General features: G+C 38.8%; 20 protein-coding genes and 1 pseudogene. 20 read left to right on the top strand and 1 reads right to left on the bottom strand.

Annotated elements, in window-relative coordinates; genetic code table 11:
- Positions 1–82: 82 nt before the first annotated feature.
- The 3 genes and pseudogenes from ACTNBF_RS14890 to ACTNBF_RS14900 all read left to right on the top strand — a co-directional run.
- Positions 83–637 (top strand): hypothetical protein, encoded by a 555-nt coding sequence (locus ACTNBF_RS14890; protein ID WP_441089577.1) that lies wholly within the window; start codon positions 83–85, stop codon positions 635–637.
- 35 nt (positions 638–672) lie between these two features.
- Positions 673–978: a hypothetical protein gene (locus tag ACTNBF_RS14895; RefSeq protein WP_441089578.1), complete on the top strand. Its 306-nt coding sequence runs from the start codon at positions 673–675 to the stop codon at positions 976–978.
- A 585-nt stretch (positions 979–1,563) separates the two neighbouring features.
- A pseudogene (locus ACTNBF_RS14900) lies at positions 1,564–1,668 on the top strand (GGGtGRT protein); the annotation flags it as partial.
- A 164-nt stretch (positions 1,669–1,832) separates the two neighbouring features.
- Here ACTNBF_RS14900 and ACTNBF_RS14905 read toward each other — a convergent pair.
- Entirely contained in the window at positions 1,833–2,390 is a 558-nt protein-coding gene (locus ACTNBF_RS14905; protein ID WP_427807184.1) for an ECF transporter S component, read from the bottom strand.
- A 313-nt stretch (positions 2,391–2,703) separates the two neighbouring features.
- On the opposite strand from ACTNBF_RS14905, the gene ACTNBF_RS14910 reads away from it, so the two are divergent.
- From ACTNBF_RS14910 to ACTNBF_RS14990, 17 genes are all read left to right on the top strand, one after another.
- The gene (locus ACTNBF_RS14910; protein WP_441017743.1) at positions 2,704–2,961 is read left to right on the top strand and encodes a hypothetical protein; all 258 of its coding nucleotides are present in this window, start codon (positions 2,704–2,706) and stop codon (positions 2,959–2,961) included.
- A 53-nt stretch (positions 2,962–3,014) separates the two neighbouring features.
- A complete protein-coding gene (locus tag ACTNBF_RS14915) occupies positions 3,015–3,893 on the top strand; it encodes a DUF445 domain-containing protein (RefSeq protein ID WP_441089579.1) in 879 nt (292 codons plus the stop codon).
- A 176-nt stretch (positions 3,894–4,069) separates the two neighbouring features.
- Positions 4,070–4,834 (top strand): MerR family transcriptional regulator, encoded by a 765-nt coding sequence (locus ACTNBF_RS14920; RefSeq protein ID WP_441089580.1) that lies wholly within the window; start codon positions 4,070–4,072, stop codon positions 4,832–4,834.
- Positions 4,835–5,153: 319 nt separating this feature from the next.
- Positions 5,154–5,801, top strand: coding sequence for a hypothetical protein (locus tag ACTNBF_RS14925; protein ID WP_441089581.1), 648 nt, complete (start codon positions 5,154–5,156; stop codon positions 5,799–5,801).
- Positions 5,802–5,820: 19 nt separating this feature from the next.
- Positions 5,821–6,171, top strand: a complete 351-nt coding sequence (locus ACTNBF_RS14930) for a YmaF family protein (protein ID WP_427819847.1) — start codon at positions 5,821–5,823, stop codon at positions 6,169–6,171.
- 63 nt (positions 6,172–6,234) lie between these two features.
- Positions 6,235–6,492, top strand: a complete 258-nt coding sequence (locus tag ACTNBF_RS14935) for a hypothetical protein (protein ID WP_427819846.1) — start codon at positions 6,235–6,237, stop codon at positions 6,490–6,492.
- Positions 6,493–6,899: 407 nt separating this feature from the next.
- Positions 6,900–7,973 carry an ABC transporter permease gene (locus ACTNBF_RS14940; protein ID WP_427819844.1) on the top strand — a complete coding sequence of 358 codons (1,074 nt, stop codon included), beginning with the start codon at positions 6,900–6,902 and terminating at the stop codon, positions 7,971–7,973.
- Positions 7,973–8,746 (top strand): ABC transporter ATP-binding protein, encoded by a 774-nt coding sequence (locus ACTNBF_RS14945; protein WP_441089582.1) that lies wholly within the window; start codon positions 7,973–7,975, stop codon positions 8,744–8,746. Before ACTNBF_RS14940 ends, ACTNBF_RS14945 begins: the two co-directional genes overlap by 1 nt.
- 74 nt (positions 8,747–8,820) lie before the next feature.
- Positions 8,821–10,020 carry an ABC transporter substrate-binding protein gene (locus ACTNBF_RS14950; protein WP_441089583.1) on the top strand — a complete coding sequence of 400 codons (1,200 nt, stop codon included), beginning with the start codon at positions 8,821–8,823 and terminating at the stop codon, positions 10,018–10,020.
- A gap of 79 nt (positions 10,021–10,099) precedes the next feature.
- Complete coding sequence (locus ACTNBF_RS14955) at positions 10,100–10,789, top strand: response regulator transcription factor (RefSeq protein ID WP_427819841.1); 690 nt, start codon at positions 10,100–10,102, stop codon at positions 10,787–10,789.
- Positions 10,782–12,212, top strand: coding sequence for a sensor histidine kinase (locus ACTNBF_RS14960; protein ID WP_427819840.1), 1,431 nt, complete (start codon positions 10,782–10,784; stop codon positions 12,210–12,212). Before ACTNBF_RS14955 ends, ACTNBF_RS14960 begins: the two co-directional genes overlap by 8 nt.
- 96 nt (positions 12,213–12,308) lie before the next feature.
- Positions 12,309–12,737, top strand: a complete 429-nt coding sequence (locus ACTNBF_RS14965) for a DUF4418 family protein (RefSeq protein ID WP_427819839.1) — start codon at positions 12,309–12,311, stop codon at positions 12,735–12,737.
- 21 nt (positions 12,738–12,758) lie between these two features.
- Positions 12,759–13,985, top strand: coding sequence for an ABC transporter permease (locus ACTNBF_RS14970; RefSeq protein WP_441089584.1), 1,227 nt, complete (start codon positions 12,759–12,761; stop codon positions 13,983–13,985).
- Positions 13,986–14,648 carry an ABC transporter ATP-binding protein gene (locus ACTNBF_RS14975; protein WP_441089585.1) on the top strand — a complete coding sequence of 221 codons (663 nt, stop codon included), beginning with the start codon at positions 13,986–13,988 and terminating at the stop codon, positions 14,646–14,648.
- Between the two features lie 154 nt (positions 14,649–14,802).
- Complete coding sequence (locus ACTNBF_RS14980) at positions 14,803–15,813, top strand: LacI family DNA-binding transcriptional regulator (protein WP_427819836.1); 1,011 nt, start codon at positions 14,803–14,805, stop codon at positions 15,811–15,813.
- Between the two features lie 139 nt (positions 15,814–15,952).
- Positions 15,953–16,699: an acyl-CoA dehydratase activase gene (locus ACTNBF_RS14985; RefSeq protein ID WP_427807189.1), complete on the top strand. Its 747-nt coding sequence runs from the start codon at positions 15,953–15,955 to the stop codon at positions 16,697–16,699.
- Positions 16,700–16,746: 47 nt separating this feature from the next.
- Positions 16,747–17,901, top strand: a complete 1,155-nt coding sequence (locus ACTNBF_RS14990) for a double-cubane-cluster-containing anaerobic reductase (RefSeq protein ID WP_427807190.1) — start codon at positions 16,747–16,749, stop codon at positions 17,899–17,901.
- Positions 17,902–18,032: the final 131 nt, after the last annotated feature.

Genomic DNA, 18,032 nt, shown 5'->3' on the forward strand with positions numbered 1-18,032 from the left:
AAGGCGGTGCGAAGCATCCTTTACATACACTGGAAACTTCGGTATTATCCAAGCAACAATCCAATGAATTTTTTAGCCACAAATGTTACAAAAAAGCTTGACCACAACAGTATTTGACAAGCTGTATACAAAGTATTCGAATGAACCTACATTGAATTGCCTGCCAGTGTTTGATTGGTCAGAGAATGATTTTAACTTTAATGTTCCTATCAATGTCAGTGGGAATGTATCACTGTCTGGTGAACTAACTATAGGTGATACTAATGTATTAGATGAGATTAGTACGATAAATAACAATTTGTTCAATTTGAATTATGAGACTAGTGAGGTAAAAACTGGTGAAGTGTGGATAGATGGAAAACCTATATATAGGAAAGTATTCCAAGTGTCTGCAATCCAGTCCAAGGTAGTTACAATCAATCATAATATCTCAAATGCAAATATAGTATGGGTAGATACTTCGCATTCTTTCCTATTAGTAGGAAATAATACTTATTCATTGCCCAGAATCGGAAATAGTATAAATCAGTGCGTAGGAGTACAAGCTACACGTTCTACTTTTACTATTTCAGCAGGTAGTGATGCAAGTTTTAGTGGTGGTGCTATTGTAACTTTACTGTATACAAAAACAACATAAATACGATTTGTAGTATTATAGTAAAGGGGGTAAATATGGATGCAAAAAGTTTGACAGATCTAATTACTACACTTGGGTTTCCTATTGTATGTGTTATAGCATTAGCTTACTTTGCTTTTTACATAGTAAACAAAGTCATGGAAGAAAACGCAAATAATATGGAAAAAGTGCAGAACAGATGCAAAGATAGAGAAGATAAACTTTATCAAGAAATCAAGGAAAATCGTGAAGTAAATGCAAAGGCTATCGAGACTATAGCTCACTATGCAGAAAAGCTTGATACAATCCAAAGCGATATTAAAGATATCAAGACAGATATTACGGTTATCATGAAAAAATAACAAATTAGGGAATTACTTATTATATAATAGGTAGTTCCCTTTTTTTTACGGTGTTCTCTCATTAGTTTCGGTGTCCACTCCAATTGGAGTGCAGTCCACATGGAAATCAACATAGTAAAAATAAGGAGCTTGGAAATAATTTCGTAGCTCCACAAAGAGGCAGAATTAAAATAATTTTAAGTCTGCTAAAACACACCAAGGGTATTAAAAGTTTTAAGACCATTCAAGAAGGTTATAGACTCTAATAATTTGAGTCTAAAAACACTGATTAATTAGTGTAGAAATTCACCCCAAATTTCGATTTTATATTCACACCCTATAAAGAATATGCCTAACATGTTTAGAACGCCTAAATGCATCAAATTTCATTGAATAATTCAATGTTTTAACACCATAGAATTTTTGGAAGTGGATGAAAAGTATAGAGAAAAAATGATTGCATATGATTCTGAAATATGTTATTATAATTGCAGATGACGTGTCTAAGTATTCGAGAAAAGACGTGTCTAAAACCAAAATAAAAACGTAAAAACCCTTTATTTACAAGGAAATTTGAACTTCTGATTTTTCCTTAAAATGTCTTCCATAGAAATGATGGGACTTATCGGTGCGGGAAATAACCCGATGGTTGGTATGACGGTAGCAGTTGCAGTTTCTATCGAAGAAGCTAAGAAGGCTGGAAGATTCTAATTGAAAAACCGCATATAATAAAGCTTTATGAAGTGCTAAGAGTTTTTTCTTAGCACTTCTTTTAATGTCAAAGTAAAAGGAATCGCCCCACGAAGAAAGATTACTTTGTGAAGCGATTCCTTTTTTGAAAAGCAGAAGATTACAGAATGATTTGAATCCTGTAATTAACTGATTCTCCCATATACTTTTTTCACAGGCTGATATAATATTGCAATTGCAATAACCATAAATACAGCATTGATGACAGTTGCTGGAATTGAGATTACAGAGCCTGCAATTGCAGCTGCGAGTCCATTTCCGAGGATCATCATCTTTACAGTACCCATGACCAGCTCGATCAGAACATTCATACATCCGTAGATGACTGCACTGATAATTGCACCTGTGTATTCTTTTTTCTTATCGCCGTTCGCTTTTTCTTTAAGAGAAGCAAATATCACTCCGATGATCAGACATTTGACAACTGTTTCGATAAATACCTGAGGAACATCTTGCATATATCCATTCAGGATATCAAAGATGATAAGTCCAAGCGTTCCCGATACAGCGCCTTTTTTACCGTTCTGCAGAAGAACACCCATCACTACGAAAACATGACCAAAATGTACAAAGGGTGTGCCTATCGCTGCCGGCAGCGGAATTCGAAATGCTTGTATTCCAAGGAATGTAATTGCAGCGAAAAATGCTGTGATAACTAATTCCTTTACTTTATTCGTAACCATTCTATATACCTCCCGGTTGATTTCCTTTATAAAATAATGAAAAATATTATACATGGAAAGTATATAAATAAGAATAGCCAATTTTATGTAATTTTTACAGTCCAGTTTTGGATGACTGGGGGCGTGTACATAGTCACCCGCTCAGGTTATTTCTGTCCGACTGAGATTGGTCATTTCTCTTTCAAAATACAATGATTTCTCCTTACATTACTACTTGACAAGCATATAATTAATGCTATAATAATTTAATTGTAAATAATTTAAAAACGAAATAAAAACCGATTCATAAAAAAGTGAAATGGAGGAAATTGAAATGGCACTGACTGATGATGAAAAGATGTGGGACACAATTGAAGAACATGGGGCACCATGTAAAGTAAACTTATTCTGCGATTCAAAAAAGACTTATACTGGTCCGGGTGAAGAATATGTTGATTTGTGGAGTATACAGGACAAGAAGATTCCGGTTGACTTGGAAGAAATCCGACGCGGTAAGGGAAATGTTCTCTGGGGAAGATTAAAAGATGGATTTGGATGGATTGATCTAAGAAATGTTCAGTTGGCTGAATAGATCTTCTTGATGTGAAAAAATAGGAAAATGAAATGTATCGGAGGAACTGAGGGATGATACTGGAAAAATTGGCAGGACCTCTTATTGGGGCAGTCATCGGATATTGTACAAACTATATTGCGGTAAAAATGCTGTTTTACCCTAAAAAAGAAATCAAAATCTGGGGACACAAACTTCCGTTTACCCCGGGAGCAATACCAAAAGGAAAACCGAGACTGGCAAAAGCAATTGGAAATATTGTGGCAAATACGCTTCTCACAGAGGAAGATCTGAAAAAGAAAATCTTGTCTGACGAAACCGAAAATGCAGTTGTGGAAAAAATAATGGATGGATTGTCGACAAATCTTCATACTTCTATTAACAGGATTTGCCCCGAAGAAGAATACACAAATGTGAAGGAAAAAGTCACAAACTTATTGACGGATCAGATTCTGGAATCAGTACAGAACATGAATCTGGAACATATAATTGTTGAAGAGGCAGGAAAAGCAGTAAAATCAAAGACAAAAGGGACTATGTTGGAAATGTTCCTGAACGATGAGATGCTAAATTCTCTGATTCAGCCGGTAGGAGGCGAAATCGTCAATTATATCCAGGTAAGCGGGGCGGATTACATTAAAGGTGAGATCAGCAGAAAACTGGCCGCACTGGAAGAAAAAAGCATTTTGGAATTGTGCGATAATCTGAATGTTTCACAGGATTCCGTGCGCGGGATGGTGTCGTCACTGTACCAGACGGCGATAGAATCGGCAGCAGGAAATCTGGTCAGCAATTTGAATATTGCCGGAATTATTGAAGAGAAAGTCAGTGAAATGTGTATTGACGATTTGGAAAAGATGGTGCTTTCTGTTATGAAGAAAGAACTGGATACGATCGTAAATCTTGGGGCGCTGGTAGGAGCGATTCTGGGGATGTTGAATATCTTTATTTAGCATAATGGATAAAGTAGAATAAATGGTTGGGAAGAAGTACTTTGAAATGGAGTACTTCTTCTTTTATGCATTTTGGGGTACCCGTCCCTCTAAAGGATTATAATATTTTTGCAATTACCTATTGACTTTGACGCAGCGTCAAGCAGTATCCTTTATATATACCGGAGGTGAAAAACGTGGAATACAGTATCAGAGAGTTGTCGCAGATGGCGGGAGTCAGTGCACGGACTTTACGTTATTATGACGAAATCGGGCTTCTGAAACCCCTTTATGTAACTGAGGCGGGATACCGTTATTATGGGGAAAAGGAAGTCGATATCCTGCAACAGATTCTATTTTACAGAGAAAGGAAATTTGACCTGAAGAGTATTAAAAAGATGCTCTGCGAGGATGATTTTGATCGGATGCGGGCACTGGAAGAACACCTCGCAGAACTGGAAAAACAGCGTGACCGTCTGGAATCGCTGATCGGTACAGTGAAACAGACAATATCGGCAATGAAAGGAGAATGGGTGATGAGTGATCCGGAAAAATTCCAGGCATTTAAAGAAAAAATGGTTCGGGAAAATGAAGAACAATATGGCAGGGAAGTGCGTGAAAAATATGGAGATGAGGAAGTGGATGCCTCCAACAGAAATATGTTGAATATGACGGAAAATGAATGGGAACATTTTCAGAAACTGGAAAGAGAAATCATAGAAAGTCTTCAGGATTGTGTGAGGAAAGGTGTCAGAGCGGACAGCGAGGAAGCGAAGCACATTGTGGAACTGCATAAAGGATGGCTTACGTCAACGTGGAAGAGTTATTCGGCTGAAGCGCACAAAGGTGTAGCTGGCATGTATGTGGCGGACGAGAGATTCCGGCAGTATTATGATAAAGAGCAGACAGGATGCGCAGAATTCCTGAAAACGGCAATAGAATTTTGGGCGGATCGAATGTAAAAGATAAGGTGGCTGGATATTCAGCCACCTTATTTTTTTATTACTTGCAAATATACTTCATCAGTGGTAGGCTATCTTTCTTCAAATCATTATAACAGTATGAATCTCTGTAATAAAAGAATGTCAAAAGTATATCTATTTCAATTATTTTTTCGCAATATTACCAACATATAGCTTATTGAAAAGAAGATGGGAATGAATAGGATTCGGTTTCTTTTCCTGGATTGTCATGTTACAATATAGACAATATCAGATATCTAATATAAGAAGATACGATGGTTTCCCATTTTCGTTTTATTTCATATGAAAGGGGAAACAAATGAAAAGCGAGACAAAAATTAACATCGCTTCTGCGAGTCATATCGGGGCTTTATATGATAATGGGATCAAGCTGCTTTTTCGATGTAAAGAAATCATTGTACCAATAATGGAAATGGTGGTTCCGGAATTTAGTGATTGCAGCCAGCAGCAGATTGCAAATTGCCTTGATATATCATCCGTTTCATCGGAAGAAATTGTGAAAAGGGCGCTTTATTATGTGGCGAGAAGCTTTTCAGAGCAATTGAGTGTGATTACGGGAAAAACAGATTATTCTATCTTGGAAAAATGTTATTCAATTTGGATTTACTCAGGAGATATTCCCGGAAAGCTCCAGGATACAATGACGCAATATTCTATAAAAAAGAAAGATATTTTTCAAGAAACAGATGAACCTGAGGCAGATTATGATCTAATGACAGTGATTATTATTCGCAGAGGAAAAGGAACTGAAAAAGAAAGTATTTTTGATTATTTAAATGGCGTATTTTCATGTGACATTGATAAAATAGAAAAATATTCGCATGTAGAATGGGCGGAAACATTTCGAGAGGATATGAAAACGATGACGGGATTTGGAGATGCTTTGATTGAAAAAGGAAGAGAACAATTACATTTATCACAATTCTCAACCTTTGTCATATGTTAAAAGAAAAAGGATTTTTGTGATGAATAATCAAAACTGCTGTAAAGACCAGAAACATGTCCATGAGTTAACCGGAAGTACCAGAGTTTTAAATGAAGGAAGGAACTGTCATAACCATAGATTCTGTACAGTGACCGGAGAAGCAATCTATTGTAAAGATAAGCACGATCATTTTCATGAGGTGAAATTTCACACCGATTTTTCAGATGAACATTATCATGAATTCTGTGGAAAGACTTCCGGCGCCATTGATGTGGGAAATGGAAAACATGTTCATTTTATAAAGGATTTTACGGAAGAGGAAGATAATCATAAACATGAATTTCAGGCTGTAACGTTGATTGACAGTCCGATTGATTTTAAATGTAGATAAGTTGTAGTTTGATGCATCTGCCCCGGAGCAATCCGGGGCAGATACTTTTTTTAGGGGTGACTGGTGAGACTGGGGGATGGGAGACGGGGCGGGTTCGGACTCATTCTGGCACTTGGAAACTGGGATATCCGTAGGAAGACATTGCTTTCGGGTAAAACGTTCATTCACCTGCATTTCTTTGAAGAATTCGGTTATCCGGGGGAATTCCCGTGGTATGGGATAAAAGTAGAGAAGCGGATGACGGAGTGCATGACTGAAGAGTGGGACCTTACAATGCTGTCTGCGTTTTTTGGTAATGAGTGGTTCACAATGTTTGTCTAGTAGATAGGCCGGAACAAGCAGATCTTGCGATTGTCAGTATCAATTCCCCGGCAAAACTGGATACAAGAGATCTTCTGTCTGCAATGTGCCCGTCAGGAAGCCTTGAATATGACGAAAAACAGAAAAAAAACTAAAAGCAGTCATGGACCGCTGCCCGACGATTGTATGCATCAAAATGAACCGTGCTTCGGTTATTCCTAAAATCGCGAAAGATGCTGCGGCAAGTAGCGTGGCAGTATGCGGAAAAGGAGAAGATGTTTTTCATAAAAGAGTTTATTAATAAAATGTAATCAATATAGGTAATATCAATAAATGATAAATATACATTTGAAATATCGATTTAACATAAAGAGGAAAAAATGATATACTAATCTTGATGAGAAATGACAAAACAGGAGATGAATCAAATGTCTGAAAATGTCCAAATTACTAACGATATCATGCCTGAAGCAGCACGGCTTGAAAATCTTACCCGCCGGGAACTAAAGGAACTGGAAGAAAAGGAGAAGACTCCAATTCAGAAGGCTTTTGAGTTTATCATAATGATTCTTCCTCTTATTTGTGGTGTGATTGCAATTCTTGAATATCTTTTGATTCCTGATAAGACTATGAATAAGAATCCTATGTACTATATTTATGTATTGGTAATTTTTATGGCTGCTTATTTTTGCTACAGTTGCTTTGCTGGTTATAAGAGGTGGAGAGGAAATAAAATATATTATGAGAAACTGCGCTACAGAGCGCCACTGTTTTCAGCTTTATTCCTGTTTTTGGCAATCTATGATTTCTTAACTATTAAAACAGGTACACTTACTCAGCCGTTTGTACCTTGTATGAATTTTATTATTAATGCATTTGTGGCAGAATATCCTATGCTTATCGAGTGCACGCTTAATACACTTAAATTACTATTTATTGGCTATGGTATCGGGGTGACACTTGGACTCATTACAGGGATTACGTGTGGTTATTCGAAAAAAGTACGTTATTGGGTTGATCCTATTATCAAGTTTCTTGGACCTATACCGACATCTACCTGGGTGCCTATTACAATGGTAATTGCAAGCTCGCTATTTACAGGTGCAGTGTTTATTATTGCGCTCGGATCGTGGTTTGCTGTTACTGTGGCTTCACTGACAGGAATTTCCAATGTTGATCAGGATTATTTTGAGGCGGCAAGAACACTTGGCGCAAATAAAACACAGCTTGTTTTTCACGTCGCGATTCCGCATGCGATGCCAGCAATTCTTCAGGGATGTACACAGGCGATGAGTTCATCATGTGTCGCTCTTATGATTGCTGAGATGCTCGGCGTAAAGTCTGGTCTTGGATGGTATATGACATGGCAGACTGGATGGGCAAGTTATGATAAAGTTTTTGCAGCGCTGTTCGTCATCTGCTTTATTTTCACTTTGGTTACTAAAGTTCTTGAAAGAATCAAGCGTTATGTTTTACGTTGGCAGAATGGAGTTGAAAAATAATGGCAGATAAGAGAGTTACATTAAAACTTGAGAATGTAAGTAAAGTTTTTGCAAAAGTAGAAAGTGATGAAGTAACACATGCATTGTATGATGTAAATGTCGAGATGCAAAGTGGTGAGTTTATTTCCTTGGTAGGTCCTTCCGGATGTGGAAAATCGACGATTCTTCGTCTGGTAGCAGGTTTGATTACACCAACATTAGGAAAAGTTACTGTGGATGGAGAAGAAGTAAAAGGTCCTGATCCTCAGCGTGGTATGGTTTTTCAGAAGCCGACACTTTTTCCCTGGCTTACAGTTGAAAAGAATATTGGATTCAGTCTAGAGATGCAGGGCAAGCTGAAGGGTAATGAAGATAAAGTACAGCGTATGCTAGAAATTATTGGACTTGAGAAGTTCAAAGACGATTATCCGGGGCAGCTTTCGGGTGGGATGGCGCAGCGTGTCGCTTTAGTTCGCTCTCTAATAAATGAGCCGGAGATTCTTCTTTTAGATGAACCACTTGGGGCTCTCGATGCATTTACCCGTATGAATATGCAGGATGAAATTCTGAACATCTGGGCGGATACAAAGCAACTTGCCCTAATGGTAACCCACGATGTTGATGAGGCAATCTATATGGGGACACGTGTCCTTGTTATGGATTCTCATCCGGGACGTATTGTGGCAGACATCAAGATTGATGAGGCATTTCCGAGGGATCGTTCTTCAACAAAATTTGTAGAATACCGTAATGAGATACTTAATAAGTTGCATTTTGGGGGGAAGCATAGTTAAACGCCCCATTGATCATGATTCAAAAATCGTTAAACGATTTTATGAATAGAAAAAACAAAAGGGAGAAAGGATAAATGAAGAAAAGAAAAATGTTATCTTTGTTGCTGATCCTTGCCATGTCAGTTAGTGTTTGCGCATGTTCAGGCAACAAAAAAGAAGAAAAGTCAATTGCTGGTGACACAAATAATGATGGTCAGATCGACATGGGAATAGAGGAGGATGTTGAAGTTGACCAGGGTAACGCTGCTGAACATATGAATTCTTATGATGCGTCTACTTCAGGGAATTGGGAAGCAATGTTTACACCTATCGAGATGGAGGGTCGGGCTATCGACATGGCAGACTTTGACCTTACACCTACAAAAGAAGAACTGGAAGCAATGAAGAAAGAACCTGCTTATGGACAGAAAGTTCTTTATTACATGTCAGATGGATGTACATCAGGGCCTACAGTTGCAGATAAGCTTGGATATTATAAAGAGGCTGGCCTTGAAGCAGAAGGTGTAAAAGGTAATTCTTATACAGAAGCACTTGGAACGCAGCAGTCAACGGTTGCTGTTGGACACATTGCAACTATGCTTGTTCCTATCACAAACAATGTAGACCTTACATTCGTTGGTGGTGCCCATATTGGATGCAAATCACTTTACGTTCTTGCTGACAGCGATTACAACAAGACAGAAGATTTGAAAGGAACTGCGATTTCTGTTCCTAACGGTGTTGGAAAATCTGATTACAACATTACTTGTTTGTTACTTGATGCTGACGGAATTAATCCTCAAACAGATGTAAATCTTACAGCTGTTTCTGCTGATGCATGTTTGACAGCTATGCAGAATGGTGAAATATCAGCAGCGCTTCTTTCAGATACCTTTGCTTATAGTATGGTAAAGGATGGCACGTTGAAATGTATACGTTCGCTTTTGGATGATGATTTTGCAGATGAGAACTGCTGTGTTATTGCGATGAACCGTACTTTTGTAAAGGAAAACCCGGTTATTTCAAAGAAAATTGTACAGGCTGTTCAGAAAGCACATTCTTACATGCGTGAAAATACAGAAGAGGCTACACAGATGCTCATGGATGAAGGCTTAAATGGTGGTAACTACGAAATGAACGTTATGCTGAACAATTCCCTTCAGTTCGGTACAAATCAGGAATTTGCAGAGAAATCACTGAGAACAGTTGTTGAAAAATATGTAAGACTTGGACTGATTCAGAATATGGATAATGTTGATGAAATTATGTCAATTGCATGGACACCTGTTTTATAATTAAGCTTTGAAAAAAGATTGCGCTTAAACGCAATCTTTTTTGCGTGTGCGGTTTGAACGTTTTTGCAGGAGAAAGTATATGAAGAATATTCTTATAGCAGATGACAATAATCAAATTATTGAAGTATTGAAGCAATATGCTTTAAAAGAAAATTATACAGTTTTTACTGCTGATAATGGATCAAAAACATTAGAAGAATTTCATAAGAGAGATTATGATGTGATTCTTCTGGATGTGATGATGCCTGAAATTGATGGATTTGAAGTCTGCCGGAGAATCAGGCAGACTTCTATGGTACCGATTATTATGATAACTGCGCGCGGAGAAGATTATGACAAAATTATGGGATTGGATATTGGCGCTGATGATTATGTAATAAAGCCATTTTCTCCTTCGGAGGTAATGGCAAGGGTAAGGGCAATTTTAAGAAGGGTAGAGTCAATAGGAATTTCAAACAAAGAAGTCGTGCAAAAAGGAAGTTTGCGAATCAATCTGGATAAATTTCAAGTATTCATCCATGATGAAACAGTCTCTTTAACGAAAAAGGAAGTAGAAATTTTGTGGTTGCTGGCATCGAATGCGGGAATTGTATTTTCAAGAACGCAGATCCTGGATTCAGTGTGGGGATTTGAGTATTTTGGAGACAGCAGGACGATAGATACACATATTAAACGGCTGCGCTCAAAGGTAGATACCTATGAACATTCTGATTGGAAAATTCTTACTGTTCGCGGAATTGGATACAAATTTGAGGTGATACATGAATAAAATTACCAAGAAACTCTTTTTTTATTTTTCTATCATTTCTGCTGTTTTAGCAGCAACTGTTTTTGTTGGGTTTTATGGAATCTTCCGTTATTATTCTTATCAACATCATGAACGTGAGCTTCAGCTGCGGGCAGAACTAATCAAAGAAAAGCTGGAAGACTATATCAGCGACTGTACTGCCAACCAGGAGCTAAGTGCTTATCTGAAGGTGCTGGATGATATTTCACTTGCAGATGCTTACTTCATCAGTCGTGATGGACAGGAGTTTACCTGTTCATGTACCTGCAATACAACAGTAAAAATTGAAAAGAAGCCGACTCAAGAAGTGGAAACGTTTGCAGAAAAGATTTTTAAATGTGGAGAATATACGCAAATAAAGAAAAAGGATAAAAGGAATAATACTGTGATTTACGTTGGAATTCCAGTCAAAGAGCAAGGAGAGACAACAGCGGTTGTTGTAATGAGAGATACATTTGACATGGATCAGGGAAGCTTTCTGATAGCAATTATCGTGTTGCTTCTTTGTTTGCTTTTTGCATTATTACTTTCCTTGTTTCTTTCTGGTATTATGGCAAGACATTTTATGGTGCCAATTCAAAAGATTGCAATGGCAACGGCAGAGCTGGCGAATGGAAACTATCAGATTAAAACAGATGTTTATGATAAGAATGAAATTGGGGAGCTGGCTAAAAAAACTGATATACTGGCGCAAAAACTCGATGCAGCGAATAAGGAACGTGAACGGATGAAGCAGATGCAGAGAGATTATATTGCAAATATTTCCCATGAGCTAAGAACTCCTGTTACGGTAATACGAAGTTCGATAGAAGCATTAAATGATGGAATGATTCCAGAGGATAAAGTGAAAGAGTATCAGAAGCAGATGCTTGTGGAGACAATATCGCTTCAAAGGCTGATTAACGATATGCTGGATCTTTCCAGACTGGAAAACGAAGATTTCCCGATTGAGATGGAAGCACTGGATCTGGGATTTGTACTGGAAGATGCTGTGAGATCGATTCGAATGATTGCTCGACAGAAGGACATCAATGTAAACTATAGAAGTGTGGAAGAGGAGTGGCCTTTTAAAGGGGATTACGGAAGATTGCGACAGATGTTTCTGACAGTGTTGGAAAATGCTGTGAAATATTCGGATGAGGGGAAAGAAATCTGGATAGAAACGACAAAAAAAGTAGATGCTTATTATATTTCAATAAAAGATGAGGGGTGTGGAATATCGAAAGAGAGTTTGCCATTTATTTTTAACAAGTTTTATCGTTCTTCACGCGGACAGACGGAAGGAACCGGTCTTGGAATGGCAATTGCGAAGAGCATTGCAGACCGACATGATATCTCAATACGTATACATAGTGTTGAGGGAGAAGGCAGCAAAGTGACATTTATAGTTCCTGTCAATAAATAGTATTTAAAAAAGTGATAAGTAATGTCACATAAATGACACATATACTTTTTAAGATAAAACTATCTGAAATTAAACACGTAAAGGAGCAAAAAGACAATGGAACAGAAAGCAAAAAACAGTAGTCTTATTGTAGGAGGAATTGAGGCAGTAGCGGCAGTATTTCTGATTTTGACTGTAACCAAAATTGCGCCGGTCTGTACAGGAATGCTGGAGACAGCAGCGGGAAAACAGGTGCATATGAAATGCTATTACACAAGCGTAGTACTGATACTTTTGGCAGTTCTTTTATTGGTAAATGCAATTTTATGTATGGTGAAAAGAGAAAAAGTGGTCAGTGGAATTATGGCGGTAGCCATCTCTGTAGTCGTTTTCCTGATATTAAATGACTCTGTGGGAATCGGAGTTTGTGCAAATCCAGATATGGCATGTAATATGACGGTGCCATTTGTAAAAGTTTGTGGAGCAATCGGAGTGATTGCAGGTGCCATTTCTACATATCTGGGTCTGAAAGAAAAAAATAAATAGATTGAAGTATGAGGCATGTAAATGAAAAAGGATAAGAAGATAAGTATTCCAATGATGGCCGTTAAGAATCTGCAGGCCAAAAAATTTCGAACGGGATTTATGATCTTTTTTGTTATTTTAATGTCAGCAACTGTGTTTTTCAGCACAATTCTGATAAACAATCTGAAATTGGGAATAAAAAACACAACGGAACGAATGGGCGCGGATATGATTGTAGTTCCTAAAAAAGGAACGGAAAATGTGAGAGAATCTTTGTTTGCCGGAACGCCTTGCACGGTATTTTTTAATCGTGCATGGGAGGATGCGGTTCGTAACATTGATGGAGTAGAGAGAGTATCTGCACAGATGTACGTTGCAACATTATCCGCTTCTTGTTGCGACATTCCAGTTCAAATAATTGCATTTGATCCGGAAACGGATTTTGTGATCCAGCCATGGCTTCAAGAGCAGAAAAAAGTTAATCTAAAAAAAGGGGAAGTTCTGATCGGTTATAATGTAAAGGCTGAGGTTGGACAGACTATGAAATTTTATGAGACCTATTTTGATGTTGCGGGAAAACTGGAAAAAACCGGAATGGGATATGATAGTTCTGTATTTATGACATTTGACACTCTTTATGAATTGAAGGATTCAGAAATAGCCCAAAAGAATCTCCCGACAGAGAATCTAGAACAGTGCGCATCTATGCTGATGGTGGATCTGGAAGATGGTATTACCGCAGTGGAACGGTCAGAAATCCGTATTGCAATCAAAGAAGCGCATGCAACAGATGAGGAAATGTATGCCTGTACCGGTGATGAATTAATGAATGGGATTTCTTCACAGGTGAAGAAGCTTTCCGGCTATGGAAGTATTTTGACCTATATTTCTTTGATTTCAACAGCACTTGCATTAATTAGTATTTTTGTACTTACCATTAATGAAAGAAAATATGAATTCGGTGTACTCTATGCACTGGGTGCAAAGAAATCACAGATGACAAATCTTATTCTGTCGGAGGCACTCATCATAAGTACTATCGGTGGAATTATGGGTATCGTAATTGCGTATGCTCTCGTGGCAACATTTAAAAATGTAATCAGTGTAAAATTAGATGTTCCGTATCTTGATATCAGTATGTCACAGGTAATTCCTGTTGCTGTAATATGTATCATCATTGCTTTGATAACAGGAATTATTGCGGCTGTATGTTCGGCATATCGGATCAGTAAAGATGAAGTATACCGGTTGCTCAGGGAGAATGAATAAATGATACAAGTAGAGAGTTTAACAAAAAAATTTATAAGAAATGGAAAAGATTTTGACGCAGTACATGATGTATCAATGCAGATAAATAAAGGGGAATTTGTAGCAATTATTGGGCATTCCGGAAGTGGGAAAACGACTCTGTTCAATATGATTGCCGGGCTTGTGACCCCGACATCCGGGAAAATACATATTAACGATCGTGAATTGACAGGAATGAGTGAAAATGAAAAAGCGGTATTCCGTAATCGCAATATGGGATATGTACTTCAGGGACAAAGCTTATTGAATAATTTTACTGTTCTGGATAATATTTGCATGCCGGCATATCTTTCTTCAGAGAAAGAGAATTTCAGGGATAGAGCTTTAGAATTGTTAAAGCAGATTGGATTAGAAGAATTTGCGAATGAATATCCATCGAATCTGTCAGGAGGCGAGATAAGAAGAGTTTCAATTATTCGTGCAATGATTAATAATCCGAAAGTTATTTTGGCAGATGAGCCTACAAGTAATCTTGACCCGGAAAACTCACACAAGATTATGAAGATGCTTCAAGATATCAGTAAGTCAGGAACAACAGTGCTCCTTAGTACACACGAACTTGAATATTTAAGTTATGTGGATACTGTATTTAAAATGGTAAAAGGAAATATAATGAATGACTAGGAAACGGGTCGGGGTCACAAAAGTGTCCCGACCCGTTTCCTAGTCACTACAATTATCGAATTTTATCGTTCCCTTTCGAAGATTATCGCAGGTCATGAGTAGCATTAAAAAAGACGTATACTGGGATAAAGTAAACTTGCGAGGGGGATACTATGTGAAAGAGATAAAGAATAAAGATAAGGACTGTAATAATAAAACAACGCGAGTCGGAATCAAAGAAATCGCTGCGGAAGCAGGGGTGAGTCCGACAACGGTATCGAATGTTGCATTGGGAAAAACGGAACGAATTTCTGAGAAGACCGTGCAGAGGGTACAGAGACTTCTTGAAGAGAAGAAATATGTTCCGAGTATGGGAAACAGGCTACTTTCAGGCAAATATTCCTGTGTGGTCGGTGTTATGATAGGGAAAAACATAGAAAATGCAGAAGCGGGAGAAGTTGCGCTGTGGATCCGTGAAGTAGAGAAGGAGATATCCAGACGTGGCTGCTATATGCTTTTGCATTTTTCTGTTTCAGGAGACGAAATCCAGCGTTTGGCAATGATGTGGAAAATGGAAGGAATTATTCTGACAGGATTTGAAAGGGAATTAGAGAAGAATGTGCGTAGCGGATGCGGAATACCTGTGATTTCGGCGGATATAGGAAGTGGGACGGAAACGGAAATAGAAGCTGGTGAGCTGATGGGAAGCTATGTGGTAAAATGCGGTCACAGGAGTATCTGTTTCATGGATGAAGAAAAAGAACATGCATATTGGAAGGGAATGAAACGAATCTTTCAAAATGAAAAGATCTCGTCTGTTCAGATGAGGTATGTCAAGCTACCGTCAGATCATGATAAAAGGGTTGATTATTTTAAAATGAATCTTGCAAAAGAAGCATTTGAGAAAAAACTTTTAGTTTTTGCAAAAGAACATCATGCGGCAGAAGCGATGGGATATCTTCAGGACATGGGGATTCTGGTTCCCAATGAGGTGTCAGTAGCAGGATTTGGGGAGGATAGCTTTGCAGTTCTGTCCAGGCCGAAGCTCACGATTGTGAAAATGAATCTTCTGCAGAATGCAGTGAAAACAGTGAAAACACTCTTTGCCTTGATGCGTGAGGAGGCTGTAAATGCCGAGAAAGAGAGAATCGAACTGATTCTTCGCGATTCTGTGATGGTACGGTAAAACAGGTGTTGTTTTCTTATAGAAAATACCTATTAAGATATTTGATTTATCGATTTGACGAATGAATTTCAGAAGCATACACTGGATATAAAGCGTAAAATAAAATGCGTAAAAACTTAAGAAAAAGTTGGAGGGAAGCATGTATCAAGTAGGAATTGATATTGGGTCCAGCGCGGCAAAAGCAGTTGTGATGAATGAAGGAGAAGTTGTCAGAACACTTTTGTTGAACACAGGATTCAACAGCAGAAAAACGGCAGAAGAAATTTACGAAACGTTTAAAAATGAGGGGATTACCAAGGAAAATGCCAGATATGTGGCAACCGGATATGGAAGAATTTCGGTTCCTTATGCAGACGATGTGATTACCGAGATTACCTGTCATGGAAAAGGGGCAGCATTTTTGTTCCATGAAGACGGTACTGTTATTGATATCGGAGGTCAGGATACGAAAGGGATTTCCCTGAAAAAAGGAAGAGTCATGAAGTTTATCATGAATGATAAATGCTCAGCGGGAACCGGAAAGTTTCTGGAGGTCATGACGAACAGACTGGGGCTCACACAGAATGAGCTTTCCGAACTCGCGCGCAAGGGGAATCCGATCACGATCAGCTCTATGTGCACCGTGTTTGCCGAGTCCGAAGTAATCAGTCTGATTGGAAAGGGTACACCAAGAGAGGATATTGCATATGGTGTGATCGAGTCGGTTGTGACGAAAGTGGTTCAGCTGATTTCCCAGGTTCCGGCTGAACAGTATTTCCTGACAGGCGGTCTTTGCGAAGACGAATATATCATCGAACGACTGGTGAAAGCGCTTGGAGCACCGGTTTCAAGTGCACCGCTTGCACGTTATGCAGGTGCAGTCGGGGCAGCTTTGATGGCGGAATAAATGGCACATCAAACGGAATAATGAAAGACAAAGGAGAACAAGAATAAATGGAAGCATTTGAATTACCGAAAACATTTGACGAATTTGTTGACGCGCGGAAAGCCGGGTTTTTGAAGGTAAAAGAATTCAAGGAAAATGGGGGGAAACTGGCAGGTTGTCTCTGCTCCTACACGCCTTCCGAACTGATGGATGCAGCCGGTGTCGCAACGGTGGGACTTTGCGGTACAAGTAACGAGACGATTGCGGATGCTGAGAAGGTTCTTCCGAAGAATCTTTGCCCGCTGATTAAAAGTACCTATGGGTTTGCATACTCACAGAAATGTCCGTATACTTATTTTGCAGATATGATCATTGGCGAGACGACCTGTGATGGTAAAAAGAAGATGTATGAGCTTCTGAATGAACTCAAAGAAACGTATGTGCTCCATCTTCCGCAGAGTCAGGAACGCGCCTATGCAAATAAGATCTGGTGTGAAGAGCTTCGGCTTCTGAAAGAACGCCTGGAAGAGAAGTTTGATGTGGAGATCACCGATGAAAAGCTGCGCGAGGCGGCTGCCAAGAGAAACCGGCTGAGAAAAGCGCTCTGCAGCATGTATGAACTGCAGGAAAGCTGCCCTCCGGCACTGAAAGGAACAGATATGATGCTTGCCCTCCAGCAGGGAACCTTTACATTTGATCTGGATCAGCAGATCGTAAATATTGAAGCCCTCGTTGAAAAAGCGAAAAAAGCGTATGAAGCAGGGGAACGTCCGGTCCCGGAAACAGCGAAACGAATCCTTCTCACCGGATGTCCGTCAGCCGGTGTCATTCAGAAAGTCGGAATGGTTATAGAGAATAACGGCGGAGTGCTTGTTTGTCTGGATGACTGCGGCGGAGAGCGTACAAACAAGCTGCTGGTTGATGTAGAGGCAGAAGACATTTTACAGGCAATCGCAGACCGCTATCTTGCAATCAATTGTTCTGTCATGACAACCAATTCAGGCAGACTGGAAAATACAAAGAAAATGATTGAAAAATATAAAGTAGACGGCGTGATCGAGGTCGTTCTTCAGGCTTGCCATACTTTTAATGTGGAAGCAGCTCAGATGGGCCGGATGGTAGAAGAACTGGGCATTCCTTATATGAAACTGGAGACAGACTATTCCACCACAGACAGCGGGCAGATTGAGACAAGAATTGCTGCATTTATTGAGATGCTTTAGAAGAAAGACAGGGGAAGAGACAGGGGGACCTCGTAAAATAATCAAAAGTTTTTACAAATACCAATTCCCCCGTATGTAACAAGTATAATAATTTATATAAATATTTAATTTTTTTAATAAAAATTGACAAT

This window comes from Bariatricus sp. HCP28S3_A4, from assembly GCF_052066395.1.
In the GTDB taxonomy this organism is placed as follows: Bacteria; Bacillota; Clostridia; order Lachnospirales; family Lachnospiraceae; genus Allocoprococcus.

What these genes read in the sequence shown, in the direction of transcription:
- ACTNBF_RS14890 (WP_441089577.1), top strand. Translation starts at nt 83, where the DNA reads ATGTTACAAAAAAGCTTGACCACAACAGTATTTGACAAGCTGTATACA.
- ACTNBF_RS14895 (WP_441089578.1), top strand. Translation starts at nt 673, where the DNA reads ATGGATGCAAAAAGTTTGACAGATCTAATTACTACACTTGGGTTTCCT.
- ACTNBF_RS14905 (WP_427807184.1), bottom strand. Translation starts at nt 2,390, where the DNA reads ATGGTTACGAATAAAGTAAAGGAATTAGTTATCACAGCATTTTTCGCT.
- ACTNBF_RS14910 (WP_441017743.1), top strand. Translation starts at nt 2,704, where the DNA reads ATGGCACTGACTGATGATGAAAAGATGTGGGACACAATTGAAGAACAT.
- ACTNBF_RS14915 (WP_441089579.1), top strand. Translation starts at nt 3,015, where the DNA reads ATGATACTGGAAAAATTGGCAGGACCTCTTATTGGGGCAGTCATCGGA.
- ACTNBF_RS14925 (WP_441089581.1), top strand. Translation starts at nt 5,154, where the DNA reads ATGAAAAGCGAGACAAAAATTAACATCGCTTCTGCGAGTCATATCGGG.
- ACTNBF_RS14930 (WP_427819847.1), top strand. Translation starts at nt 5,821, where the DNA reads ATGAATAATCAAAACTGCTGTAAAGACCAGAAACATGTCCATGAGTTA.
- ACTNBF_RS14940 (WP_427819844.1), top strand. Translation starts at nt 6,900, where the DNA reads ATGTCTGAAAATGTCCAAATTACTAACGATATCATGCCTGAAGCAGCA.
- ACTNBF_RS14945 (WP_441089582.1), top strand. Translation starts at nt 7,973, where the DNA reads ATGGCAGATAAGAGAGTTACATTAAAACTTGAGAATGTAAGTAAAGTT.
- ACTNBF_RS14950 (WP_441089583.1), top strand. Translation starts at nt 8,821, where the DNA reads ATGAAGAAAAGAAAAATGTTATCTTTGTTGCTGATCCTTGCCATGTCA.
- ACTNBF_RS14955 (WP_427819841.1), top strand. Translation starts at nt 10,100, where the DNA reads ATGAAGAATATTCTTATAGCAGATGACAATAATCAAATTATTGAAGTA.
- ACTNBF_RS14960 (WP_427819840.1), top strand. Translation starts at nt 10,782, where the DNA reads ATGAATAAAATTACCAAGAAACTCTTTTTTTATTTTTCTATCATTTCT.
- ACTNBF_RS14965 (WP_427819839.1), top strand. Translation starts at nt 12,309, where the DNA reads ATGGAACAGAAAGCAAAAAACAGTAGTCTTATTGTAGGAGGAATTGAG.
- ACTNBF_RS14970 (WP_441089584.1), top strand. Translation starts at nt 12,759, where the DNA reads ATGAAAAAGGATAAGAAGATAAGTATTCCAATGATGGCCGTTAAGAAT.
- ACTNBF_RS14975 (WP_441089585.1), top strand. Translation starts at nt 13,986, where the DNA reads ATGATACAAGTAGAGAGTTTAACAAAAAAATTTATAAGAAATGGAAAA.
- ACTNBF_RS14985 (WP_427807189.1), top strand. Translation starts at nt 15,953, where the DNA reads ATGTATCAAGTAGGAATTGATATTGGGTCCAGCGCGGCAAAAGCAGTT.
- ACTNBF_RS14990 (WP_427807190.1), top strand. Translation starts at nt 16,747, where the DNA reads ATGGAAGCATTTGAATTACCGAAAACATTTGACGAATTTGTTGACGCG.